Origin of the sequence: Salmonella sp. 32120201201600049SM (assembly GCF_017572835.1) — a bacterium.
GTDB lineage: Bacteria > Pseudomonadota > Gammaproteobacteria > Enterobacterales > Enterobacteriaceae > Salmonella > Salmonella enterica.
On record NZ_JAGESA010000006.1, the window covers coordinates 178,901 to 204,014 of the forward strand.

Sequence of the window (25,114 nt, forward strand, 5' to 3'; positions counted from 1 at the left end):
ACCACAGCGACCGTGGCGGTTGATTATGACGTCTGCACATGAAGAAAATTCCAGGGAAAACTCTGAAATTTGTAAGTAACATTGATCGGCAAAATAAATAATCCCAATAATTCAGGAGCGAACCTTGACCCACGCACCATCGCGTCATTCGGTATTGACCGCCGCACACTGGGGGCCAGTCCGCGTTGAAACCGACGGAGAACGCATTTTTGCCTCGTATGGCGAACTCCCGACGGCACACCAAAATTCCCTGCAAACCGTTGTGCATGACCAGGTGCACAGTAAAACGCGGGTTCGCTTCCCGATGGTGCGTAAAGGGTTCCTGGCTTCCCCCGATAAGCCGCAGGGCATACGCGGGCAGGATGAGTTTGTTCGCGTAAGTTGGGATGACGTGCTGGATCTGATCCACGCTCAGCACAAACGTATTCGCGAAAGTTATGGGCCATCGTCCATCTTCGCCGGCTCCTACGGCTGGCGTTCGAACGGCGTATTGCATAAAGCGGCTACGCTATTGCAGCGTTACATGGCGCTGGCGGGAGGGTATACCGGCCATCTTGGCGATTATTCCACCGGCGCGGCGCAGGCTATCATGCCTTATGTGGTGGGTGGCAACGAGGTTTACCAGCAGCAGACTAGCTGGCCGGTGGTGCTGGAACACAGCGAGGTGGTGGTGCTCTGGAGCGCGAACCCGCTGAATACTCTGAAAATTGCCTGGAATGCCTCGGATGAACAGGGGCTCGACTATTTTGCGGCGTTGCGACAAAGCGGCAAGCGCCTGATCTGCATCGATCCGATGCGATCGGAAAGCGTCGACTTTTTTGGCGATAAGATGGAGTGGATCGCCCTACATATGGGCACCGATGTGGCGTTAATGTTGGGAATCGCCCATACGCTGGTGGAAAACGGTTGGCAGGATGAAGCGTTCCTTGCCCGCTGCACAACGGGTTATGACCGCTTCGCCGACTATCTTTTGGGCACGACCGACGGTACGGCCAAAACAGCGGAATGGGCGGCGGAAATTTGCGGCGTTTCTGCGGTGAAAATCCGCGAACTGGCGGAAATATTTCACCATAACACCACCATGTTGATGGCTGGTTGGGGAATGCAGCGTCAGCAGTTCGGCGAGCAAAAGCACTGGATGATCGTTACGCTGGCCGCAATGCTGGGGCAAATTGGTACGCCTGGCGGCGGGTTTGGTTTTTCTTATCATTTTGCTAACGGCGGAAACCCGACGCGCCGCGCCGCCGTGTTAGCGTCGATGCAGGGGAGCATCCCTGGCGGGGTCGATGCGGTAGATAAAATACCGGTGGCGCGTATTGTCGAGGCGCTGGAAAACCCCGGTGGGTTTTACCAACACAATGGGATGGATCGCCGCTTCCCGGATATTCGTTTTATCTGGTGGGCGGGCGGCGCGAACTTTACCCATCATCAGGATACCAACCGTCTGATTCGCGCGTGGCAAAAACCGGAACTGGTCGTTATCTCGGAATGTTTCTGGACGGCCGCCGCGAAACACGCGGATATTGTTCTGCCTGCGACCACTGGCTATGAGCGTAACGATTTAACCATGACCGGCGACTATAGCAATCAGCATTTGGCGCCGATGAAGCAGGTCGTGTCGCCCCGGTGGGAGGCGCGGAATGATTTTGACGTTTTTGCTGAACTGAGCGAACGGTGGGAAGTCGGCGGTTACGCTCGGTTCACCGAAGGAAAAAGCGAGCTGGCGTGGCTGGAGACTTTCTACAATATTGCCGCCCAGCGTGGCGCCAGCCAGGGGGTGATGCTGCCGCCGTTTGCCGCATTCTGGCAGGCTAACCGTTTACTGGAGATGCCGGAAAATCCCGCCAACGCGCAGTTTGTGCGCTTTGCGGATTTTCGCCGCGATCCTGATAACCATCCGCTAAAAACGGCCAGCGGCAAAATCGAAATCTATTCTGCGCGCATTGCCAGCTATGGTTACGCGGATTGTCCCGGTCATCCGATGTGGCTGGTGCCGGATGAGTGGCACGGGAACGCCGATGCGGGGCAGGTTCAGCTACTTTCCGCGCATCCGGCGCACCGTCTGCATAGCCAGCTCAACTACAGTTCATTACGGGAGCGGTATGCGGTAGCCGGACGCGAACCGGTGACGATTCATCCGCAGGATGCGACAACGCGCGGAATCGTCGATGGCGATACGGTACGCGTCTGGAATCATCGCGGGCAGGTTCTGGCGGGCGCGATCGTTACCGACGGAATTCGGCCTGGCGTGATCTGTATTCACGAAGGCGCATGGCCGGACCCTGAACCTACCGCAGGCGGCATATGCAAAAACGGTGCGGTAAACGTCCTGACAAAAGATCTTCCCAGTTCCCGGCTGGGGAACGGTTGTGCGGGCAACACCGCGCTGGTCTGGTTTGAGAAATATACCGGCCCGGCGCTACCGCTTACGGCGTTTGATCCGCCTGCCAACTCATAATCCAGGTGGGGTGGGCGGTATCCTCCTGCCAGGCGCTATCTTCAATACGAAAACCAAGCGCATGGTAGAAGTTTACGGCGGATTGATTTTTCTGGTAAACCTCAAGGCTCAGCAGAGGAAAACGTTGCTGGACATATTCCAGAAGCGCTTTGCCAATGCCGTGTCTTAACGCGTCGGGGGCGACAAACAGCGCCCCGACAAAACGGGCTTCCAGTACGCTGACGAAGCCTTTCAGTTGTCCATTTTCCTCCCATACCCAGGTTTGCGCGGCGGGTAAATAGACGTCGCGTACAATTGCTTCGCTCTCGTGCCAGTAACGTTCTTCGATAAAGGGATGGGCATAAATGGTACTTTTCATCCACAGCGCCAGAATAGACGCCATGTCTTCACTCTGGGATTTGCGAATCATGTTTTTCTCCCGGATGGCAAAAACAGCCGGTAATATGGTCGTTGACCAGTCCGCACGCCTGCATAAAGGAGTAACAGATAGTCGTACCGACAAACTTGAAACCGCGTTTTTTCAATGCCTTAGCAAGCGCATCGGACGCAGGTGTTGAGGTGGGGATCTTATCCAGGCTGGCCGCCTGGGTGATCTGCGGCTGGCCATCAACGAATGACCAGACAAAATCGGCGAAAGACTCGCCGTTTTGCTCCATCGCAAGCCAGGCGCGGGCGTTACTGATAATGGCCTGAATTTTACCGCGATGTCGTATGATGCCCGTGTTCTGCAGCAGGCGTTCAACATCCTCCTCCTGCATAGCTGCGATGCGTACCGGGTCAAACTGATGAAAACAGGCGCGGTAGTTCTCCCTCTTTTTAAGCACGGTGATCCAGGATAAACCGGCCTGTTGACCTTCAAGACAGATCATTTCAAACAGCTTTCTGCTGTCAGTCTCCGGTACGCCCCACTCGTTATCATGATAGGCAATATAAAGGGGGTCCTGGCTGACCCAGTCGCAACGCTGCATAGACTTCCTCGTTATTGTGGTTACCGCGAAAATTTCCTTCAACCCGCCTTGACGGGCCCGCTAAAAGGACAATAGTTAATACAGGGCTGATGCCCGACATCCTTCATTCAATGACAATAATATCGCCGAATTCGGCTCTACTCTGGAGTCGCGTTGATGATTGTAAGAAAACGCCGTGGTCGCCGGACATTGCGTTGTCTGGCGGGCCTTATGGCCTGCTCGTTTTTTATCAATACCACGTATGCCTGGCAACAAGAATATATCGCTGAAGCGGCTCCGGGGCATACGACGGAACGCTATACCTGGGACAGCGATCACCAACCGAATTACAACGACATACTGGCCGAACGTATTCAGTCTACGCAAAATACGGTGGGGCCGGTGCTTAGCCTGGCGGATGAAACCCCGCTTGATGCGACCAGCGGTATCAGTATGGGCTGGAATTTTCCGCTTTCCCGACGCGTGACCACTGGGCCGGTCGCGGCGCTGCATTACGACGGTTCGACGTCATCAATGTATAACGAATATGGCGATAGCGCGACGACATTAGCGCTTACCGATCCGTTATGGCACGCCAGCGTCAGTACGTTAGGCTGGCGGGTAAACTCGCAGTTCGGTGATGTCCGTCCCTGGGCGCAAATCAGCTATAACCAACAGTTTGGGGAGAATATCTGGAAAGCGCAGTCCGGGTTGAGTCGTATGACCGCAGGAAATCAGGCGGGAAACTGGTTGGATGTCACCGTAGGCGCGGACGTGTTACTTAACCCGCACCTGGCGGCGTATGCGGCGTTTTCCCAGGCGGAAAACAGCGCTACGGATAGCGATTATTTGTATACCCTGGGGGTGAGCGCCAGGTTTTAACTTAAAAATTACCATCGAAACGCAGTGATAACAGCTCTTGTGGCGGAAGTAGGATGCTAACCTTCTGCGTTATCTTTGCGCTGTTAATCATCTCGCTGGCAGTTTCCACCACTATTCGCCAGCCGCAGCGGGAGGGGGTTAGCGAAGCGTCTGCGTAACACATGCAACACCAGGCGTACAGCGCACCCATTTGGTGCTCTTTTTTTTATTTAGCACAAATACCTAATCAATTGTAGTTAAAAAAACGTCTAATAAATAAGGAAGACATTTAACTTATTTATGAATAGGAAGAAATAATATATTAATTATATTAATTTATTCTTAATAAAAAATTACATTTATGTACCTTGCATTTGTAACATATTGATTTCTATTCTTTTTAAGATTAACTAACAATTATTTTTATATATACTAATTATAGTATCCAATACCCACCTCTATACACTCCATTTCCTCACAGAATGCAGATAATCCTAAGGATGCGTTCTGTTATCTACCGTCATAAATGGAGTTTTTAATGAAAAAGGTTGTTTTTGCTCTGTCTGCTCTCGCTGTAGTTTCCACTTCTGCTTTCGCTGCTGAATCTGGTGACGGCACCATTAAATTCACCGGTGAAATCGTTGACGCGCCATGCGTCGTTTCTACTGACTCTCAGAACCAGGAAGTTGTGCTGGGTCAGGTTAAGAAAAATATCTTCAAAGCCATTGGCGACAAGTCTTCTTCTAAGCCTTTCCAGATCAAACTGGAAGACTGTGACATCACCTCTAATACCAAAGTTAACGTAAGCTTCAATGGCGTTGGTGATACAGACGATGCGACACTGGTTTCTGTTAACACTGAAGCAGGTGCGGCAACTGGCGTGGGCATCGGTATCTACGACAACGCTAACAAGCTTGTTGAAATGAACACCGGTAAATCCACCACTACGTTGGCTGCTGGTCAGACCGTGCTGTACTACACCGCTAACTACGTTGCAACAAAAGATACTGTAACCACTGGTTACGGTAACGCAGAAGTGGACTTCAACCTGTCCTACGAATAATCGAATTTTCGTTAATACAGACAATCATAATGGCAACGGAAATCCCGTTGCCATTTTTTCCAGCGGAGGCTCAGGAAGAGAATCATGAACCGCTCACGTTTGATATCTTGCACAGCACTGGTGCTGGCGTTGATTGCTCAAAACAGTTTTGCCGGAGGCGTGGCATTAAGCAGCACGCGTGTTATTTATGACGGTAGTAGAAAGGAAGCTTCTCTTACGGTAAATAATAAAAGCACCACGGATGAATTTCTCATTCAGTCATGGATTGATGATGCTAACGGTAATAAAAAGACGCCCTTTATCATCACTCCACCGTTATTTAAATTAAGCCCGACTAAAAATAACGTTTTACGTATTGTTAATACGACGAACACGTTACCGCAGGATCGCGAGTCCGTTTATTGGATTAACGTAAAAGCTATTCCTGCCAAAAGTGAAGACGCGGAAGCTAAAAACGTACTGCAGATCGCCGTACGTACCCGCTTAAAACTGTTCTATCGCCCGGCGGGCCTGAAAGGCAATAGCATGGACGGCTGGAACAAACTGCAGTTCACCAGCGCAGGGGCTAACCAGATCAAAGTGGAAAACCCATCTGCCTTTAACCTGACGTTTAATAAATTTTATGCCAACGGCCGTGATATTGAAAAAACGGGAATGGTTCCGGCAAAAGGCTCATTGAATATTGAACTGCCAGCCGGCACCGGCAAGGTAAGCGAAGTTAAATACAACATTATTAATGACTTTGGCACTGCTGGCGACATGTTGACACAGCGCGTTAACTAACACGTTTTAAAGGATTATTACTATGACATGGACGCATCTTCCTCTGGGCAATAAGACCTCGCGTTTCACGCAGTCTGCGCTTGCGCTGATGATAGCGGGTACGCTCCCCGCGTATGCGGGAACATTTAACCCGCGCTTTCTGGAGGATGTGCCGGGTATTGATCAGCACGTTGACCTTTCAATGTATGAATCCAATAAAGCTGAACACCTGCCTGGTAAATACCGCGTCTCGGTGGTGGTCAACGAAAAAAAAATGGAGTCTCGCACCCTGGAGTTTAAGGCAGCGACAGAGGCGCAGCGCGCAAAAATGGGTGAATCCCTGGTGCCGTGCTTAAGCCGCGTGCAGCTTGAAGATATGGGCGTGCGTATTGATAGCTTCCCGGCGCTGAAAATGGCCCCGCCTGAAGCCTGTGTTGCTTTTGACGACATTATTCCCCAGGCCGCCAGCCATTTCGACTTTGCAGACCAGACCCTGATCATGAGCTTCCCGCAGGCTGCGATGAAGCAGACAGCGCGCGGTACGGTGCCAGAATCGCAGTGGGACGAAGGGGTGAATGCCCTGCTGGTGGATTATAACTTTTCCGGCAGCAACGCCAGCTATGACGCACACGACAGTGAAACCAGCTACAACAGCGACAGCTACTATCTGAATCTGCGCAGCGGTATGAACCTGGGGGCATGGCGGTTACGTAACTATAGCACCTGGACGCGAAACGACGGTAACAACACATGGGATAACATTGGCACATCCTTAAGCCGTGCCATTGTACCGCTGAAATCACAGCTGACGTTGGGGGATACCTCCACTGCCGGTGATATTTTTGACAGCGTTCAGATGCGCGGTGTGCAGTTAACTTCCGACGAAGAGATGCTGCCTGACAGCCAGCGCGGGTTTGCGCCCGTCATCCGGGGTATTGCCAAAAGTAACGCCGAAGTTACCGTTGAGCAGAACAACTACGTTATTTACCGTACGTTTGTTCAGCCGGGTGCGTTTGAAATTAACGACCTGTATCCAACCTCAAACAGCGGTGACCTGACGGTCACCATTAAAGAATCGGACGGCAGTGAGCAGAAGTTCGTTCAGCCGTTCTCCTCGGTGGCGCTCCTCCAGCGTGAAGGCCATCTCAAGTACAGCCTTTCCGCCGGGGAATACCGTGCCGGGAACTATAACAGCGCCGAGCCGAAATTCGGGCAGCTTGATGCCATGTACGGCCTGCCATATGGCTTTACCGTTTACGGTGGTGCGATCTTCTCTGACGACTATTACTCGCTGGCGGGAGGATTAGGTAAAAACTTCGGCTATATCGGCGCGATCTCCATCGATGTAACCCAGGCAAAAAGCAAGCTGGCAAATGAGGATAATTCGGAAGGTCAGTCTTATCGTTTCCTCTACTCCAAGAGCTTTAACAGCGGTACAGATTTCCGTCTGCTGGGTTACAAGTATTCGACCAGCGGCTATTACACCTTCCAGGAAGCGACGGATGTGCGCAGCGATGCGGACAGCTCTTATAGCCAGTACCACAAACGTAGTCAGATTCAGGGCAACGTGACGCAGCAACTGGGCGCCTGGGGCTCGGTCTATTTTAACGTCACGCAGCAGGACTACTGGAACGATGAAGGTAAACAGCGTTCGCTGAATGCCGGTTATAACGGCCGTATTGGCCGCGTGAACTACAGCGTTGCTTACACCTGGACGAAAAGCCCGGAGTGGGATGAGAGCGATCGTTTACTGTCATTCTCCATGTCGATTCCACTGGGACGCGTGTGGAGTAACTACCACCTCACGACCGATCAGCATGGCCGAACCAACCAGCAGTTAGGGGTGAGCGGCACCGCGCTGGAAGACCACAACCTGAACTATAGTGTGCAGGAAGGCTACGGCAGCAACGGCGTGGGTAACAGCGGCAGCGTGAACCTGGATTACCAGGGCGGCGTGGGTAGCGCCAGCCTGGGTTACAACTACAACCGTGACGGCCAGCAGGTGAACTACGGTTTGCGCGGCGGTGTGATAGCCCATAGCGAAGGCATCACTCTTTCTCAACCGCTGGGTGAATCCATGGCCATTATCTCCGCACCGGGGGCGCGCGGCGCGCACGTGATCAACAACGGTGGTGTGGAAGTGGACTGGATGGGTAATGCGGTCGTGCCTTATCTCACTCCGTACCGTGAAACGGAAGTCTCACTGCGAAGCGACAGCCTGAACAACCAGGTTGACCTGGATACCGCCTCCGTCAACGTAGTGCCGACGCGCGGCGCGATTGTTCGTGCCCGCTTCGATACCCGAGTGGGCTATCGCGTGCTGATGAACCTGACGCAGGCCAATGGCAAAGCGGTGCCGTTTGGTGCTACCGCCACGCTGCTGGATACCACAAAAGAGTCCAGCAGCATTGTGGGTGAAGACGGTCAGCTTTATATCAGCGGGATGCCGGAGAAAGGTGCCCTTCAGGTGAACTGGGGTAAAGACCAGGCACAGCAATGCCGCGTGGCGTTTACGCTGCCGGAACAACAGGATAATACCGGCGTGGTGATGGCGAATGCCGTCTGCCGGTAACAGGGAAGGAAACGATTATGTTGAAAAAGTTGATAATGTTTACGGGCCTGTTGGGCGGGTCGGTGCTGTTTTCGGGGCAGGCGCTGGCAGCGGCAGATTTTGGACCATGTACTCCTGAAGGTGGAACACATATCTTCAGTGCCACCATAAATAAAACAGTTTCAGATACGTCAAAGAACACAACGGGTGCGACCTTCGTAGATTTCGATAGCTGGAATTTAGGTGGAACCTATGCGATGTCCTGTGAATGCCCTGATGATACCTCTCTTATAAATGACACCTTATTTAAGGCTGTGGTTCCTCTGGCCTTTGTTACGAATATAGAGAGTCGCTCCTATTACCAGATCAATAATAATATTGCCATTGCGAGCGATGTACTGATTTCGGGGGGACGAGGAGAATACGTTAACACACCGTTTGAGAATGTAGGTAACCTGACAAACAACCGCTCTCAGTGTTCGCAAAATGCAAGTAGTAAAGATGCAATATGGACATCCGGTGGCAAAGGTCACTTATCGCTCTATATTCTCCATCCGTTTGTGGGTGAAAGTATTATACCTAGCACCAAAATAATGGACCTTTTTGTGACAAAGAAACCCAGTGTATATGGCAGTATACCTGCGTCGTCTGTATATATCAGTGGTTCAATTACGGTACCTCAGGGCTGTGAACTCTCCAGCGGCAGCACGCTGGAAATTCCGTTTGGGGAATTTAAGGCCACTGATTTTAAAGATCGCAAAGGACAAGTTGCAAAGAACGCCACGAAATTCACCAAAGAGCTGCAGTTTAAATGCACCAATATCTCGGATGGCATAAAGATCTTCCTGCGTATTGAGGGAATGCCAAACGCTAATGATTCGAATGCCATCGACATGGGCAACCCGGATATCGGTGCCGTCATTGAGGGCGCTAACGGTAAAATTTTGGTGCCAAATGACGCCAGTGTTAATCAGGAGCTGAGCGTATCGGGTCTTGTTGACGACACGCACCGTACCGCCTCAACGACCATTTCGGCTTACCCCATCAGTACCACCGGCAAATTGCCGGCCGCCGGGGATTTCGAGGGAATTGCCACCATGCGTATTGATGTGGAGTAAGCAGGATGAAAAACCTTCATGCTTTGATGCCAGCGTGTTTACTGCTTACCGCTTCCGCGATGGCGGCACCGTCTAATATCGGTTCTGCTGGTGATATCCACTTTACCATTACTATTAAGGCGGCTACCTGTGAACTGGAAAACGACAGTATCGACGTCAATATGGAGACCGTGGTGCTTCAGCGCCCGGTAAAAGTGGGTAAAGAGCTGAACCAGAAAAACTTTAGCATCGGCTTAAAAGATTGCGCGTATGCCACAAAGGCCAGCGTTACGATGGACGGTTCTCCAGACCCGACTGACCCCTCGCTTTTTGCCCTGGATAGCGGCGGCGCGACGGGCGTGGCGTTAAAAATTAAAACATCTGGTGGGGAGCAACAATACCCCTCCAGTACCGACTCTACGCCTGTCGAACACACTGTCTGGTTTGATGGTACGAACAAGCTGAACTATATCGCCAGCTATGTGCCTGTTAAGCCGGATGCCACCGTTGGCACAGCGAATGCGACGGTGAATTTTAGCGTCACATACGAATAATCACTGAGGGCCAGTTCGCTGGCCCTTTTCCATTTTTAGTGATTTTTTGTAAAAATCTTCTCCGATCACACTCTCCGTTGCCACTTTCCCCTCTGCTTGTGGTCTACTTAACCGTGCTTGTAGACTTTCTTACATCTGCGTTAGCCGCATATTTACCTGTTTGATTACAGAATCGTTGTACAGGTCGTTTTTATCCCGATTCCCAGGGTTTGTTTGCATGAGATACATTAAATCGATGACGCAACAGAAACTTAGTTTCTTGCTTGCGCTCTATATCGGTCTGTTTATGAATTGCGCCGTGTTTTACCGCCGTTTCGGCAGTTATGCACAAGAATTTACCATTTGGAAAGGCCTCTCCGCAGTTGTCGAACTGGGCGCCACGGTGCTGGTCACTTTCTTCTTACTTCGTCTTCTTTCACTGTTTGGCCGACGCGTCTGGCGTGTGCTGGCCACGCTGGTGGTGCTGTTTTCCGCTGGCGCCAGTTATTACATGACCTTCCTGAACGTGGTGATTGGCTACGGCATTATTGCGTCTGTTATGACCACCGATATCGATCTCTCGAAAGAGGTGGTGGGGCTGCACTTTGTATTGTGGCTGATTGCCGTGAGCGTGCTTCCGCTCATCTTTATCTGGAGTAACCACTGTCGCTACACGTTGTTGCGCCAGCTACGTACGCCGGGGCAGCGTTTTCGCAGCGCCGCTGTAGTGGTACTCGCAGGCGTAATGGTGTGGGCGCCTATCCGCCTGCTGGATATACAGCAAAAAAAGGTTGAACGGGCGACAGGCATCGACTTACCCAGCTATGGCGGCGTGGTGGCGAACTCCTATCTGCCTTCAAACTGGTTATCTGCGTTAGGGCTGTATGCCTGGGCGCAGGTAGATGAATCGTCGGACAATAATTCGTTAATAAACCCGGCCAGGAAATTTACCTATGTTGCGCCGAAGGATGGGGATGACACCTACGTCGTTTTCATTATCGGTGAGACGACCCGTTGGGATCACATGGGGATTTTCGGCTACGAGCGTAATACCACGCCGAAGCTGGCGCAGGAAAAAAATCTGGCGGCGTTCCGCGGCTATTCCTGCGATACCGCGACGAAGCTTTCTTTACGCTGTATGTTTGTACGGGAAGGCGGGGCGGATAATAACCCGCAGCGTACCTTAAAAGAGCAGAATGTGTTTGCCGTTCTCAAACAGCTCGGATTCAGTTCCGATCTGTACGCCATGCAGAGCGAGATGTGGTTCTATAGCAATACCATGGCGGATAATATCTCCTACCGCGAGCAGATCGGCGCCGAGCCGCGTAACCGTGGTAAAACGGTTGATGACATGCTGTTGATTGATGAGATGCAGAACTCGCTTGCCCAGAACCCGGAGGGTAAGCATCTGATTATCCTGCATACTAAGGGGTCGCATTTTAACTATACGCAACGTTATCCGCGCAGCTACGCTCAGTGGAAGCCCGAATGTATTGGGGTCGATAGCGGCTGCACGAAAGCGCAGATGATCAACTCTTACGATAACTCCGTGACCTATGTTGATCACTTTATTACCAGTGTGTTCGATCAGCTACGTGATAAAAAAGCGATTGTGTTCTACGCGGCTGACCACGGCGAGTCGATTAACGAACGCGAACATTTGCACGGTACGCCGCGCAATATGGCGCCGCCGGAGCAATTCCGTGTTCCGATGCTGGTATGGATGTCGGATAAATATCTTGCCAGTCCGCAACATGCGCAGATGTTCGCTCACCTGAAGCAGCAGGCGGAGATCAAAGTGCCGCGTCGTCATGTGGAGCTGTACGATACGATAATGGGCTGCCTGGGGTATACATCGCCGGATGGCGGCATTAACCAGAACAACAACTGGTGCCATATTCCCGATGCGCAGAAAGTCGCCGCGAAGTAGGCTGTCTGCCGACTTTCTCGCCGATTGAATTGTATTTTGCGACTAAGGGATTGACGGGCGTGCGCCTGAGCAGTAAGATGCGCCCGCATTCGGTGATTGGCGCAGCCTGGTAGCGCACTTCGTTCGGGACGAAGGGGTCGGAGGTTCGAATCCTCTATCACCGACCAAATTCAGAAACCCTGCTCAACGAGCAGGGTTTTTTGCATCTGAAGTCTGACGAGGATGAGAACCTCCGGGGGCAAGAGGTTCGACTCGAGCGAAGCGAGAGAACGTTGCGTCAGCAACGGCCCGCAGGGCGAGCCACGCAGTGGCGAGTCATCCTCTATCACCGACCAAATTCAGAAACCCTGCTCAATGAGCAGGGTTTTTTTGTATCTGAAGTCTGACGAGGATGAGAACCTCCGGGGGCAAGAGGTTCGACCCGAGCGAAGCGAGAGAACGTTGCGTCAGCAACGGCCCGCAGGGCGAGCCACGCAGTGGCGAGTCATCCTCTATCACCGACCAAATTCAGAAACCCTGCTCAACGAGCAGGGTTTTTTGTATCTGAAACCTGACGAGGATGAGAACCTCCGGGGGCAAGAGGTTCGACTCGAGCGAAGCGAGAGAACGTTGCGCCAGCAACGGCCCGCAGGGCGAGCCACCCTCTATCACCGGCAGGTTGACGCTCTCACCACCAGTTCAGGCATGATCCCGTCGCTGTGGTTGACCTTCTTGCCCGCCAGCAAATCAAATAATAGCGTGATTGCCTGTCGCGCCACCTCATCAAGATGCATATTCACTGCCGTCAGCGGCGGCAGCGATTCGCGCGCGCGGATACCGTCATAGCGAGTAACCACCCGCATTTGTTCAGGTATGGCGATGTCTTGTTCCTGGAAAGCGCGTACCGCGCCGCTGGCAAAGGTGTCGATCAGCACCAGCACACCGTCAACGTCGGGATGCGCCTGTAATAGCTGCTGCGCGGCCTGGTAGCCGGCATTTTCACCCTCGCTTTCATTGAGAGAGTAGACGACGGGGGCCTGGCGTCCCGCGCACCAGCGATGGTAAGCCGCTTCGCTCTCCAGAACTGATGTTCGCCGTGTGTTACCGACAAATAACGCACATTTGCTGGCGCCGGAGGCCTCCAGATGCGTTAGCAGAAGCTGTGCTGTTGCCGCCGAGTGCAGCTCAACCCACGGCACAGGCGTGTCGGTCCCCGGCGTGCGGCCAATGGTGACGCAGGGAATGCCCGCTTGCGCCAGCGCCTGGAGCTGCGGGTCATTCTCCGCCGGCTCAATCAGGATCGCCGCGTCAAAGCTGACGGCATCCTGTGGATTTGCCCCCGGCGGCACCAGAATCAGCGCATGCTGTTTTTCCAGCGCCATCATCGCGGACGTTAACGCCACCTCCATCATAAATCCCAGTCGTGATGCGCCGGAGGCAATCGCCAGCGGCACCGAAGAGAGCAAGGCAATGGTATTGGTTTTGCCGGTTCGCAACTGGCGGGCGCGAATATTCGGCGTGTAGTTGAGCGCAACAATGGCCTCTTCAATACGCCGTCGCGTCTGCGGCTCGACAAAGCGGGTGTTGTGCAAGGCATTGGATACCGTCCCTGGCGACACGCCTGCATGGCGGGCAACATCAATCAACTTTGCGCGTTTTTTATTTTGAACAGCCATCTGCTTCCTGACCTGCGAAAATTTGCGCACAGGGTAGCATATTTACCAGACGGTAACGTTTGCTTTTTTTCAGTGAGGATCGTAAAAAACTCTTCATTAAAACGTTTTAATGGGGTATTTTGGCGCAAATTTATTCCTCAGGAGGCGATGTGGCACACTTAACTCAGGATTCGACTTTCACCCTTGGACGCCGTCCGGCGGGCCTTATCTACGCTGATAAGGCGAAGAGCTTTGGCGGCTATACCCTCTTTGCGCCGCAAACCGCCGAAGGGCGGGTTTACCTGGTGGACGAGCAGGGCGAAGTCGCGCATCAGTGGCAGCTTCCGGTTCGCGCCGGGCGTGATGCGGTGCTGCTGCCGAACGGTAATCTGGGTTATAACGGCAGCCACCGCACTTCAGCGAACCTCTATCCGGCGTGGGATCTCTGGCACGGCGGCGACTTCTACGAAGTGACGCCGGATAACGAAATCGTCTGGCATTACGAAGATATTTACCATCACCATGATGCGCAATGGTTGGCGAACGGTAATCTGCTGTATACCGCCGCGTCGCCGTTACCTGCCGATATCGCCGCCCGTGTTACCGGCGGCGACCCGCGCCGCGATGCGCCGGACGGCGTGATTCAGAGCGACGTCGTCAAAGAGGTCAATCGCGACGGTGAAGTGGTCTGGGAATGGCGTGCCTGGGAGCATTTGAATCCGGAAGATTTCCCGATTCATGATATTTTCGACCGCCGCCACTGGCCGATGATTAACGGCCTGTCCGTCACCCGCGATGGCCTGGTACTGATGAGCCTGCGTACCACTTCCGGCGTTATTGCCGTGGATAAAGAGAGCGGGAAGGTTATCTGGCATGCAGGGCCGGAAGTGGTAGCGCAACAGCACACGCCGGTTGAGATGGAGAACGGGTCGATTCTGGTTTTCGATAACGGCAACCTGCGTCCCGGCGTCACCTCGCCGCATTCCACGGTGCTGGAGTTCGATCCGCAGACCAAAGCGATTACCTGGCAGTATCGCGATATCTTCCCGCCGGCGTTTTTCTCGCCGTATATGGGGAGCGCGCAGCGGCTGGCGAACGGCAACACCTTTATCTGTGAATCGGCGTTTGGCCGCCTGTTTGAAGTTACTCCGGAAGGCGAAACGGTATGGGAATATATCATTCCGTTCTTTAATGAATATCCGGAGCACCTCAGTAAAGGCATTATTCCTGGAAAACAGAACAGCGCCTTCCGTGCGCATCGCTATGCCGCTGATGCCATTAGTTGGTTGAAATAATGCAGACCGCCAGCCCGCGCTGGCGGTTATTTTTTTGATGTTTTATGGGAGTTAATCATGCCGCAGCCTGGCCTTACTACGCCGGATAACGATGCATTACCCTGGCAAACCACCTTACTTTTGGCGCTTCAGCATGTGCTGGTCGTTGCCGCCACCCCCATTACCTCCGTCTTCCTGATCGCCAAAGCGCTCCACTTTACCGATACGGTGACCGCCTCGGTACTTAGCGCGACCTTTCTGATGTGCGGTCTGGGCGCTATTCTGCAAAGCCTGGGTGTGAAAGGGGTGGGCGCGCGTTTGCCGTTTATTATGGTACCGGGGGGCGCGCCGATTGCGATTTTCGTTGCGATCGCTTTACAGACCAATATCCAGACCGCGATTGGCGCCGTAATTCTGACCTCGCTGTTCTACTTTATCGCGTTGCCGATTTTCCGCCGCTGCCTGCACCATTTTCCCCCCTTTATCATCGGCATCATGCTGCTAATGGTGTCGATTAACCTTATTCGCCTGTACGGCGGGTTGATCATTGGCCAGCCAGGGAGCGCCGACTTCGCTCATCCAACCAGTATCATTTTATCGCTGGGGACTATCCTGATAACGCTGATTTTCGCGCTGGCGTTTAGCGGTATTTTGCGCCAGCTGGCGGTGATGTTCGGCCTTTTAGCGGGAACGCTGCTGGGAATGGCGCTGGGCAGCACCGATTTTAGCGGTGTTAGTCACGGGCCGCTGTTTAGTTTCCCACAGCTTTTGCCGTTCGGCTGGCCGATTTTTGATCTCTCCGCCTCGCTGCCGTTACTGATTTACGCGGTCATCTCTATGGCTGAAGCAACCGGGCAAACGATTGCGACCGCGGAAATAGTCAATTCCACGCAAAATGTGCAGCAGGCGATTCCACGCACCATTCGTGGTGATGCGGTAATGTCGCTGCTGGGGGGATTTTTGGCACCTCCTTAATTATCACCTCCGGCGAAAATATTGGGGTGGTACGCACCACTAATGTGAAATCACGTTTCGTGACTGCGGCTGCCGGAGGATTGTTAATCCTGATTGCCATATTCGCGCCGCTGGTACGTCTGGCGACCTGTCTGCCAGGTTCGGTGGTGTGCGGTACGGCGGTGATTGTCTTCAGCATTATCGGGGTCATCGGCATTGATATGATTGCGCGTGAGCCACTGCATACGCCGGGTAAAACCTATGCGCTGGCGATGGGGCTGGCCATGGGAATGCTACCTATACTGGTACCCGGCCTGTATCAGAATTTCCCGGCGGGCGTACAGATGGTCTTTGGCAACGGCATGGCAGCGGGGACGTTGACGGCGATTCTGGTGAACTCGTTGTTTAACTGGAGCGAAAAGCGCACGCAGGCCAGGGTCAAAAGTTAGTTTTGTGATCGCGGTAGGCCGCACGACGGCCTACTTATTTACAATTTTGTGACATATTCGATGGTGTTTTTCAATGTCCGTATAACTCTTTTTTGCACACGGCTTATGGATAACCTCAGCATTTTCGCCTGTGCGTTTTAGCGTTAGTGGTATTAATCGCTCAGATAATCAACATATCGAAAGAAATTTTTCAATTAATGTCTAATTGTTAATCACTAACTGTTGCAAAATATTAAGTGAATAACTCTGCCTTTCTGCCTATAGCACAAATTTCCCTGCTGAAAATACCCTTCTGAACTTTTTTTAATCTTTGTTTGTTAATTCTCACCGTTGTTGTAAAAGCTGGTTACCTGTATTGACGTTTTGACATTCTATTGACAGATTGTAGGGAATGAGGGGCATTTTATGGAGAATCCGCACTGCAACTCAGTCGATTATGCGAACGGAATCCCCACCTCTCACTACTGACCTGACTAGGTAAAAAACAAAAAAGGCCGGGCGGTAAAAGCCTTTGCAAAGGGCAAAACAACATACATCACAATTGGAGCAGAAGAATGAGTATTTCCTTGAAGAAGTCAGGGATGCTGAAGCTTGGTTTGAGCCTGGTGGCCATGACCGTTGCAGCAAGCGTGCAGGCCAAAACCCTGGTTTATTGTTCAGAAGGCTCGCCGGAAGGCTTTAACCCACAGCTCTTTACGTCTGGCACCACCTATGATGCCAGCTCCGTACCTATCTATAACCGTCTGGTTGAATTCAAAACCGGCACCACGGAAGTGATCCCGGGTCTTGCTGAGAAGTGGGATATCAGCGAAGACGGTAAAACCTATACGTTCCACCTACGTAAAGGGGTGAAATGGCAATCCAGCAAGGATTTCAAACCCACGCGCGAGCTGAACGCCGATGATGTCGTGTTCTCTTTTGACCGGCAGAAAAACGAGCAGAACCCGTACCATAAAGTGTCTGGCGGCAGCTATGAATACTTTGAAGGCATGGGGCTGCCGGATCTGATTAGCGAAGTGAAGAAGGTAGACGATCACACGGTGCAGTTTGTGCTGACGCGTCCGGAAGCGCCGTTCCTTGCCGATTTAGCCATGGACTTCGCCTCTATTCTTTCCAAAGAATATGCTGACAACATGCTGAAAGCCGGTACGCCGGAAAAAGTGGATCTGAACCCGGTCGGCACTGGCCCGTTCCAACTGGTGCAATATCAGAAAGACTCCCGCATTCTCTACAAAGCCTTTGACGGCTACTGGGGCACGAAGCCGCAGATTGACCGTCTGGTCTTCTCCATCACGCCTGACGCCTCTGTGCGTTACGCCAAACTGCAGAAGAACGAATGTCAGGTGATGCCGTATCCGAACCCGGCGGATATTGCGCGCATGAAAGAAGATAAAAACATCAACCTGATGGAGCAGGCTGGTCTGAACGTGGGTTATCTCTCCTATAACGTACAGAAAAAACCGCTGGATGATGTCAAAGTTCGCCAGGCGTTGACCTATGCCGTGAATAAAGAGGCCATCATCAAAGCCGTTTATCAGGGCGCGGGCGTTGCGGCGAAAAACCTGATCCCGCCGACAATGTGGGGCTACAACGACGATATTAAAGACTACGGCTACGATCCGGAAAAAGCGAAGGCGCTGCTGAAAGAAGCCGGTCTGGAAAAAGGCTTCACCATCGATCTATGGGCGATGCCGGTACAGCGTCCCTATAACCCGAATGCGCGTCGTATGGCGGAAATGATCCAGGCGGACTGGGCGAAGATTGGCGTTCAGGCCAAAATTGTCACCTATGAATGGGGCGAATACCTCAAGCGCGCTAAAGATGGCGAGCACCAGACGGTGATGATGGGCTGGACCGGCGATAATGGCGATCCGGATAACTTCTTCGCCACGCTGTTCAGCTGCGATGCCGCCCAGCAAGGCTCCAACTATTCAAAATGGTGCTACAAGCCGTTTGAAGACCTGATTCAGCCTGCGCGTGCGACCGATGACCACAACAAGCGTATTGAGCTCTATAAACAGGCCCAGGTTGTGATGCATGACCAGGCGCCAGCTCTGATCATCGCTCACTCCACGGTTTATGAGCCAGTGCGTAAAGAAGTTAAAGGCTATGTGGTTGATCCATTAGGCAAACATCACTTCGAAAACGTCTCTGTCGAATAATTAAAAGAGCGCTGCGCCCCGGTGTTGTGTAGGCCGGATAAGCGCAGCGCCATCCGGCGTAATGCTTTATCCGCGATGCAGTTTGCGTGGGATAAGATTTGTGAGCAATACAGACTCACGGTTCCAGGCCGTGGGTCATGAGAGAGAATTCGGGTTATGTTGCAGTTCATTCTCCGACGTTTGGGACTCGTTATCCCGACGTTTATCGGTATTACCCTTCTCACCTTTGCCTTTGTCCACATGATCCCCGGCGATCCGGTGATGATCATGGCGGGTGAGCGAGGTATTTCCCCTGAGCGTCATGCTCAACTGCTGGCTGAACTCGGTCTTGATAAACCGATGTGGCAGCAGTACCTCCATTATATCTGGGGGGTGATGCATGGCGATTTAGGCATCTCGCTGAAAAGCCGAATCCCTGTATGGGACGAGTTCGTACCTCGCTTTAAAGCGACGCTGGAACTTGGCGTCTGCGCCATGATTTTTGCCGTCGCCGTGGGGATTCCGGTGGGCGTGCTGGCCGCAGTGAAGCGCGGTTCTATCTTCGATCACACTGCTGTTGGCCTGGCGCTGACCGGTTACTCTATGCCTATCTTCTGGTGGGGCATGATGCTGATCATGCTGGTCTCCGTCCACTGGAACCTGACGCCGGTTTCCGGGCGCGTGAGCGATATGGTGTTCCTTGATGATACCAATCCGTTGACGGGCTTTATGCTGATCGACACCGCTATCTGGGGCGAAGAGGGTAACTTTATTGATGCGCTGGCGCATATGATCCTGCCTGCGATGGTGCTCGGCACAATCCCGCTGGCCGTCATTGTGCGTATGACCCGTTCGTCGATGCTGGAAGTGCTGGGGGAGGATTACATCCGTACCGCACGCGCCAAAGGGTTGACCAGGATGCGCGTCATTATCGTCCATGCTCTGCGTAACGCTATGCTGCCAGTCGTCACCGTGATCGGCCTGCAGGTCGGTACGCTGTTGGCGGGCGCGATTCTGACAGAAACTATCTTCTCGTGGCCCGGTCTGGGGCGCTGGCTGATCGATGCGCTGCAACGCCGCGATTATCCGGTAGTGCAGGGCGGCGTGTTACTGGTAGCGACGATGATTATTCTCGTCAACCTGCTGGTAGACCTGCTGTACGGCGTGGTGAACCCGCGTATTCGGCATAAGAAGTAAGGGGCCATCATGTCACAGGTTACTGAAAATAATGTTAATGCCGCACCGGCGCCCATGACGCCATTGCGGGAGTTCTGGCACTATTTCAAACGCAATAAAGGCGCGGTCGTCGGGCTGGCGTATGTTCTCATCGTGATCCTGATTGCGGTGTTTGCCAACTTTATTGCGCCGTACAACCCGGCAGAGCAGTTCCGCGATGCGCTGCTGGCGCCGCCGGTCTGGCAGGAAGGCGGCAGTTGGGCGCATATTCTGGGAACGGATGATGTTGGTCGCGATGTCCTCTCGCGCCTGATGTATGGCGCGCGTTTGTCACTGCTGGTCGGCTGTCTGGTGGTCGTCCTGTCGCTGGTAATGGGGATTATTCTCGGCCTGGTCGCGGGCTACTTCGGCGGTCTGGTCGATAACATCATCATGCGCGTGGTCGATATTATGCTGGCCCTGCCGAGCCTGCTGCTGGCGCTGGTGCTGGTGGCGATCTTCGGCCCCTCCATCGGCAACGCTGCGCTGGCGTTGACGTTTGTGGCGCTGCCGCACTATGTCCGCTTAACCCGCGCGGCGGTTCTGGTAGAGGTGAACCGCGATTATGTGACTGCCTCCCGCGTGGCGGGCGCAGGCGCAATGCGTCAGATGTTCGTCAATATTTTCCCGAACTGCCTTGCGCCGCTGATTGTTCAGGCATCGCTCGGTTTCTCTAACGCCATTCTCGATATGGCTGCCCTCGGCTTTCTTGGCATGGGTGCACAACCGCCAACGCCGGAGTGGGGCACCATGCTCTCTGACGTATTGCAGTTCGCGCAAAGCGCCTGGTGGGTCGTGACCTTCCCGGGGCTGGCGATTCTGCTGACGGTACTGGCATTTAACCTGATGGGTGACGGTCTGCGTGACGCGCTCGATCCCAAACTGAAGCAGTAAGAGGTTCGAGATGGCGTTATTAAATGTAGATCAATTATCGGTGCACTTCGGCGACGAAGGCACACCGTTCAAAGCCGTCGACCGCATTAGCTACAGCGTGAAGCAGGGTGAGGTGGTCGGGATTGTCGGCGAGTCTGGTTCCGGCAAATCCGTCAGCTCGCTGGCGATTATGGGGCTTATCGATTACCCAGGCCGCGTGATGGCGGAAAACCTGCTCTTTAACGGACAGGATCTGAAGCGCATTTCCGAGAAGGAACGTCGCAACCTGGTGGGCGCTGAAGTGGCGATGATTTTCCAGGACCCGATGACCAGCCTCAATCCTTGCTATACCGTTGGCTTTCAGATTATGGAAGCCATCAAGGTACATCAGGGCGGGAACAAGAAAACCCGTCGTCAGCGAGCGATTGACCTGTTGAACCAGGTGGGTATTCCCGATCCGGCTTCTCGTCTGGATGTCTATCCGCACCAGCTTTCTGGCGGCATGAGTCAGCGCGTGATGATTGCGATGGCCATAGCCTGTCGACCAAAGCTGTTAATTGCTGATGAACCGACCACGGCGCTGGATGTGACCATTCAGGCGCAAATCATTGAGCTGCTGCTGGAGTTGCAGCAAAAAGAGAACATGGCGCTGGTGCTGATTACCCATGACCTGGCGCTGGTGGCGGAAGCGGCGCACAAAATTATCGTCATGTACGCCGGGCAGGTCGTCGAAACCGGCGCTGCGCAGGATATTTTCCGCGCGCCGCGTCATCCGTATACCCAGGCATTGCTACGTGCGTTACCAGAGTTTGCGCAAGATAAAGCGCGTCTGGCGTCGCTGCCGGGCGTGGTGCCGGGGAAATATGACCGACCGACGGGCTGTCTGCTTAACCCGCGTTGCCCCTACGCCACGGACAGATGTCGTGCGGAAGAACCTGCTCTCAACCAACTGGACGATGGACGTCAGTCAAAATGTCATTACCCACTCGATGATGCCGGGAGGCCCACACTATGAGCACGCATGAGGCCACCTTGCAACAGCCGCTGTTGCGGGCTATCGACCTGAAAAAACACTATCCGGTGAAGAAGGGGATCTTTTCTCCGGAACGGCTGGTAAAAGCGCTGGATGGCGTGTCGTTTAATCTCGAACGCGGTAAAACGCTGGCGGTAGTGGGGGAGTCCGGTTGTGGAAAATCCACACTGGGTCGCCTGCTGACGATGATTGAAACGCCAACCGGCGGCGAGCTTTATTACCAGGGGCAGGATCTGCTCAAACACGATCCGCACGCGCAGAAACTGCGGCGGCAGAAAATTCAGATTGTGTTTCAGAACCCCTACGGTTCCCTGAACCCACGCAAGAAAGTGGGGCAAATTCTGGAAGAGCCGTTGCTGATCAATACCAGCCTGAGTAAAGCGCAGCGTCGTGAAAAAGCGCTGGCGATGATGGCGAAGGTGGGGCTGAAAACCGAGCACTACGACCGCTATCCGCATATGTTCTCCGGCGGCCAGCGTCAGCGTATCGCTATCGCCCGCGGTCTGATGCTTGATCCGGACGTAGTAATTGCCGACGAACCGGTCTCCGCGCTCGACGTGTCGGTGCGCGCCCAGGTGCTGAACCTGATGATGGATTTGCAACAGGATATGGGGCTGTCTTATGTCTTTATCTCGCACGACCTGTCGGTGGTGGAACACATAGCCGATGAAGTGATGGTCATGTACTTAGGCCGCTGCGTGGAGAAAGGGACCAAAGAGCAGATTTTTAACAATCCACGTCATCCCTATACCCAGGCGTTGCTCTCCGCCACGCCACGGCTGAATCCGGACGATCGCCGTGAGCGGATTAAGCTGACCGGCGAGTTGCCGAGCCCGCTGAACCCGCCGCCGGGCTGCGCCTTCAACGCCCGCTGCAGCCGTCGCTTCGGACCCTGTACGCAGTTACAGCCGCAGCTTAAAGAGTACGACGGCCAGTTGGTGGCCTGCTTTGCCGTCGATCAGGATGAAAACCCGCAGAAACCGTTGAGTTAATTGCGTTTTATGCCGGATGGCGGCTGCGCCTTATCAAGCCTACACCGTACCTGTAGGCCTGGTAAGCGTAGCGCCACCGGGCATGGCTCTCCGGTACGACTTATTCAATCAATTTTAATAACGGCGACAGGCACAACAATATTCCATATAACAGAATAAGCCAGGTTTTCAGGCCGCGTAATTTTTCCAGTTGCGCTACTTTATAAATCAGGAAAAAAGGAATAATACACGCGACAATGCCATAAAGCGGACTGCCTAACTGGAAAAAGACCAATACTGAGACGCGAAACGAAACCCAGATAACCAGAGTCACCACGATAAAGACACAGATACCAGATGTCAGTAACAGTGGGTTGACGTTTTTGACATCCATAATACGACTCAATACATTCAGCACAATACCTTTAAGCGCTTCGTGAAAACCTAAATAAATACCAAAGAACGCGGTAAGTACGGCAAAAATATTGAGGATGGTAGAGGTAATGTGGATGATATGGCCAGGGATTACCTGAGCTGCCAGCGCAAGGGCGGAAATATTCTGCTCGAACGCTGATACCGCCTCTTCATGGCTAATCGAAAAGGTAAACGAGAACGAGAAAAAGAGAATAATGGCAATCAGCGTAATATAGCTAATGCGATGCGTGCGAATCGCCATCCGGGTGGCCAGCACACGGTCAGGTTCGCGCTTACGATAGGCGATATTCATTGGGTTTAGCACCTGAATGAAGACCGCAGAAAAGAAGCAAAATGGGATAGTGAGCAGTACGTCGCGAAAGAAAACCGATGCGGCGGGAAAGGCGGAAATATTATCAAGATTCCAGTGTGGGATCATCGCAAAACCGAATATCAGGATGATCCCGACTTTTACCACCACCATCGGGCCGGAAATTTTAAATAATAACTTTTCCCCGCCGGAGGCAATCACCACCAACACGGCGAAAATCACGACTTTATAGATAATAGACTGCGAAAGATCGGCTTCAGTAAGGCCGAAGGTTTTGATATAGGAGGCGCTATCAAACACCACCGACAGGGAGTAAATAAACACCCCGTGGATAATCATAAGGAAATAGATTACACCGAGAAAAACGCCCCAGTTTTTGCCAAGATAGTGACTGATAATATCCGTATAATCGTCACAGGTTTCGCTTTCAGATAACGTTTTTAGATAAATATCCTGCACAATATAGGTAGCGGGATAGGCGATGATAAAAGCGGTAATAAATACCCAGATCCCCTTGAGACCGATTTGCACTGGCATTAAGACGGTACCGGCGCCGATCGCCATACCGATACACAAGAGCACCCAGCCAAAATCATATTTTGTAAACGGTAATCTCGTTGAAAGCGGTGTGGTCGTAGCGTTACTGTTATTTAATGGTAATGTGTCGTCCTGCATAGAGCCCCCTGCCCAAAATATAGGCAGCTCTCTCATAAAGAATGCTGCCTATAACCAGGCTATAGTGCCTTGATACCCGATGCGGCAAACCGGTGACAGCGGTTCGCCGAGCAATCGTCAGAATGCTGCTTTTCTGCTGGCGCGTTCAAGGTCATGAATAATATCGTCGGGATCTTCAGGTCCCGCTGAAAGACGGATAAGTTCGTCGGTAATACCTGCTTTTAGCCATTCCTCTGGCGCAACAGGCGAATATGTCATAGACGCAGGATGCTGAACGAGGGTTTCGGTATCACCGGGACTGGCCGCGAGGAGGCATAATTTACAGAATTGAGCGGCTGACTGCCAGCCTCAGAAATGCTGAATGTATTCTGGCAAATAAAAGTAGTCGTCTGCGAAGCGTCACGCAGATTGCACGTTAGCGCCGTGCCGGGACGGGGATTTTGCCGTAATATCAGCAGCAAGCCGGGTTTACCCGGTGAGGCGCAATGTTGCGGGGGCTTGATCCCCGGCGGCATAGGTTGCTGGAAAGAGAAAACCCCCGCACGTTGACTGGTATAAACCTGGCAACCTGACGGGGGCTAACTTGAACCTCAACACATCAAGGATAGCCGCGAACGGTTGCCATTGCAACAAGGCGGCTATATGACGCTTACGCAGTTGGGCGTGGCCTTCTGGCACGATCTGGCGGCACCGATCATTGCTGGCATTATCGCCAGTGTGATCGTCAACTGGCTACGTGACAGGAAGTAACGCGTTTTGAGCGTTTGTCCGCCGTAATGGCAACATGCGCCCGAACCAGGCCGCAGGGGAAACCTTGCGGCCTTTTTGTCTATGGAAAACCCCCAGCTAGGCTGGGGGTTCCGGAAAGCTTTCAGCTTTAAGCCAGTTATTAAAACCCCTTTTGATTTGTTAAAACATCTTGCGGTCTGGCAACTGCAAAAGTTCAAC

General features: G+C 52.9%; 19 protein-coding genes, 1 tRNA gene, 3 other RNA genes and 2 pseudogenes. 20 read left to right on the forward strand and 5 right to left on the reverse strand.

The window, feature by feature from the left end:
• Positions 1-124: 124 nt before the first annotated feature.
• Complete coding sequence (locus J4650_RS14775; RefSeq protein ID WP_023993640.1) at positions 125-2,458, forward strand: molybdopterin guanine dinucleotide-containing S/N-oxide reductase; 2,334 nt, start codon at positions 125-127, stop codon at positions 2,456-2,458.
• On the opposite strand, the gene J4650_RS14780 is transcribed toward J4650_RS14775, so the two are convergent.
• Together J4650_RS14780 and tag are read right to left on the reverse strand one after the other, a co-directional pair.
• The gene (locus tag J4650_RS14780; protein WP_000619902.1) at positions 2,427-2,867 is read right to left on the reverse strand and encodes an N-acetyltransferase; all 441 of its coding nucleotides are present in this window, start codon (positions 2,865-2,867) and stop codon (positions 2,427-2,429) included. The genes J4650_RS14775 and J4650_RS14780 overlap by 32 nt on opposite strands.
• Positions 2,845-3,426, reverse strand: coding sequence for a DNA-3-methyladenine glycosylase I (gene tag, locus J4650_RS14785; RefSeq protein ID WP_001188418.1), 582 nt, complete (start codon positions 3,424-3,426; stop codon positions 2,845-2,847). The genes J4650_RS14780 and tag overlap by 23 nt, the downstream gene beginning before the upstream one ends.
• A gap of 156 nt (positions 3,427-3,582) precedes the next feature.
• On the opposite strand from tag, the gene J4650_RS14790 reads away from it, so the two are divergent.
• The 11 genes from J4650_RS14790 (at position 3,583) to J4650_RS14840 (ending at position 12,859) form a co-directional block, all read left to right on the forward strand.
• Positions 3,583-4,287: an autotransporter outer membrane beta-barrel domain-containing protein gene (locus J4650_RS14790; RefSeq protein ID WP_000637072.1), complete on the forward strand. Its 705-nt coding sequence runs from the start codon at positions 3,583-3,585 to the stop codon at positions 4,285-4,287.
• 517 nt (positions 4,288-4,804) lie between these two features.
• The gene (gene lpfA / locus J4650_RS14795; RefSeq protein ID WP_001519917.1) at positions 4,805-5,329 is read left to right on the forward strand and encodes a long polar fimbria major subunit LpfA; all 525 of its coding nucleotides are present in this window, start codon (positions 4,805-4,807) and stop codon (positions 5,327-5,329) included.
• 84 nt (positions 5,330-5,413) lie between these two features.
• A complete protein-coding gene (gene lpfB, locus J4650_RS14800) occupies positions 5,414-6,112 on the forward strand; it encodes a long polar fimbrial chaperone LpfB (RefSeq protein ID WP_001082123.1) in 699 nt (232 codons plus the stop codon).
• A 22-nt stretch (positions 6,113-6,134) separates the two neighbouring features.
• Entirely contained in the window at positions 6,135-8,663 is a 2,529-nt protein-coding gene (gene lpfC, locus J4650_RS14805) for an outer membrane usher protein LpfC (protein ID WP_000220310.1), read from the forward strand.
• Between the two features lie 17 nt (positions 8,664-8,680).
• Positions 8,681-9,760 (forward strand): long polar fimbrial protein LpfD, encoded by a 1,080-nt coding sequence (gene lpfD, locus J4650_RS14810; RefSeq protein WP_000914254.1) that lies wholly within the window; start codon positions 8,681-8,683, stop codon positions 9,758-9,760.
• 5 nt (positions 9,761-9,765) lie between these two features.
• Complete coding sequence (lpfE, locus tag J4650_RS14815) at positions 9,766-10,293, forward strand: long polar fimbrial protein LpfE (RefSeq protein ID WP_000792957.1); 528 nt, start codon at positions 9,766-9,768, stop codon at positions 10,291-10,293.
• A 217-nt stretch (positions 10,294-10,510) separates the two neighbouring features.
• The gene (eptB, locus tag J4650_RS14820; protein ID WP_001269257.1) at positions 10,511-12,202 is read left to right on the forward strand and encodes a kdo(2)-lipid A phosphoethanolamine 7''-transferase; all 1,692 of its coding nucleotides are present in this window, start codon (positions 10,511-10,513) and stop codon (positions 12,200-12,202) included.
• Positions 12,203-12,292: 90 nt separating this feature from the next.
• Positions 12,293-12,369: transfer RNA gene (locus tag J4650_RS14825), tRNA-Pro, on the forward strand.
• Between the two features lie 34 nt (positions 12,370-12,403).
• A non-coding RNA gene (locus J4650_RS14830) (RtT sRNA) lies at positions 12,404-12,537 on the forward strand.
• A gap of 35 nt (positions 12,538-12,572) precedes the next feature.
• Positions 12,573-12,706, forward strand: a non-coding RNA gene (locus J4650_RS14835) — RtT sRNA.
• Between the two features lie 34 nt (positions 12,707-12,740).
• A non-coding RNA gene (locus J4650_RS14840) (RtT sRNA) lies at positions 12,741-12,859 on the forward strand.
• Here the strand turns inward: J4650_RS14840 and J4650_RS14845 are convergent.
• Positions 12,850-13,857: a substrate-binding domain-containing protein gene (locus J4650_RS14845; protein ID WP_023993638.1), complete on the reverse strand. Its 1,008-nt coding sequence runs from the start codon at positions 13,855-13,857 to the stop codon at positions 12,850-12,852. The genes J4650_RS14840 and J4650_RS14845 overlap by 10 nt on opposite strands.
• Positions 13,858-14,006: 149 nt before the next feature.
• Here J4650_RS14845 and J4650_RS14850 point away from each other — a divergent pair, with 149 nt between their 5' ends.
• The 7 genes and pseudogenes from J4650_RS14850 (at position 14,007) to dppF (ending at position 22,767) form a co-directional block, all read left to right on the forward strand.
• Positions 14,007-15,131 carry an aryl-sulfate sulfotransferase gene (locus tag J4650_RS14850; protein ID WP_000940825.1) on the forward strand — a complete coding sequence of 375 codons (1,125 nt, stop codon included), beginning with the start codon at positions 14,007-14,009 and terminating at the stop codon, positions 15,129-15,131.
• A gap of 57 nt (positions 15,132-15,188) precedes the next feature.
• Positions 15,189-16,513 (forward strand): annotated as a pseudogene (locus tag J4650_RS14855) (uracil-xanthine permease family protein).
• Between the two features lie 554 nt (positions 16,514-17,067).
• Positions 17,068-18,675: a dipeptide ABC transporter periplasmic-binding protein DppA gene (gene dppA, locus J4650_RS14860; protein WP_000028047.1), complete on the forward strand. Its 1,608-nt coding sequence runs from the start codon at positions 17,068-17,070 to the stop codon at positions 18,673-18,675.
• A 156-nt stretch (positions 18,676-18,831) separates the two neighbouring features.
• Positions 18,832-19,851, forward strand: a complete 1,020-nt coding sequence (gene dppB, locus J4650_RS14865; RefSeq protein WP_000938843.1) for a dipeptide ABC transporter permease DppB — start codon at positions 18,832-18,834, stop codon at positions 19,849-19,851.
• A 9-nt stretch (positions 19,852-19,860) separates the two neighbouring features.
• On the forward strand, positions 19,861-20,763 hold the full coding sequence (dppC, locus tag J4650_RS14870; RefSeq protein ID WP_000084690.1) for a dipeptide ABC transporter permease DppC: 903 nt from the start codon (positions 19,861-19,863) through the stop codon (positions 20,761-20,763).
• A 10-nt stretch (positions 20,764-20,773) separates the two neighbouring features.
• The gene (dppD, locus tag J4650_RS14875) at positions 20,774-21,757 is read left to right on the forward strand and encodes a dipeptide ABC transporter ATP-binding protein (RefSeq protein WP_001196509.1); all 984 of its coding nucleotides are present in this window, start codon (positions 20,774-20,776) and stop codon (positions 21,755-21,757) included.
• Positions 21,754-22,767 carry a dipeptide ABC transporter ATP-binding subunit DppF gene (gene dppF / locus J4650_RS14880; RefSeq protein WP_000103563.1) on the forward strand — a complete coding sequence of 338 codons (1,014 nt, stop codon included), beginning with the start codon at positions 21,754-21,756 and terminating at the stop codon, positions 22,765-22,767. Before dppD ends, dppF begins: the two co-directional genes overlap by 4 nt.
• 100 nt (positions 22,768-22,867) lie before the next feature.
• On the opposite strand, the gene J4650_RS14885 is transcribed toward dppF, so the two are convergent.
• On the reverse strand, positions 22,868-24,166 hold the full coding sequence (locus tag J4650_RS14885) for an aromatic amino acid transport family protein (RefSeq protein WP_023993637.1): 1,299 nt from the start codon (positions 24,164-24,166) through the stop codon (positions 22,868-22,870).
• A 117-nt stretch (positions 24,167-24,283) separates the two neighbouring features.
• Positions 24,284-24,436: pseudogene (locus J4650_RS22855) on the reverse strand (PLP-dependent transferase); the annotation flags it as partial.
• A 372-nt stretch (positions 24,437-24,808) separates the two neighbouring features.
• Between J4650_RS22855 and J4650_RS14895 the strand changes: the two are divergent.
• A complete protein-coding gene (locus J4650_RS14895) occupies positions 24,809-24,916 on the forward strand; it encodes a type I toxin-antitoxin system toxin Ldr family protein (RefSeq protein WP_001537650.1) in 108 nt (35 codons plus the stop codon).
• The last annotated feature ends 198 nt before the right edge of the window (positions 24,917-25,114 follow it).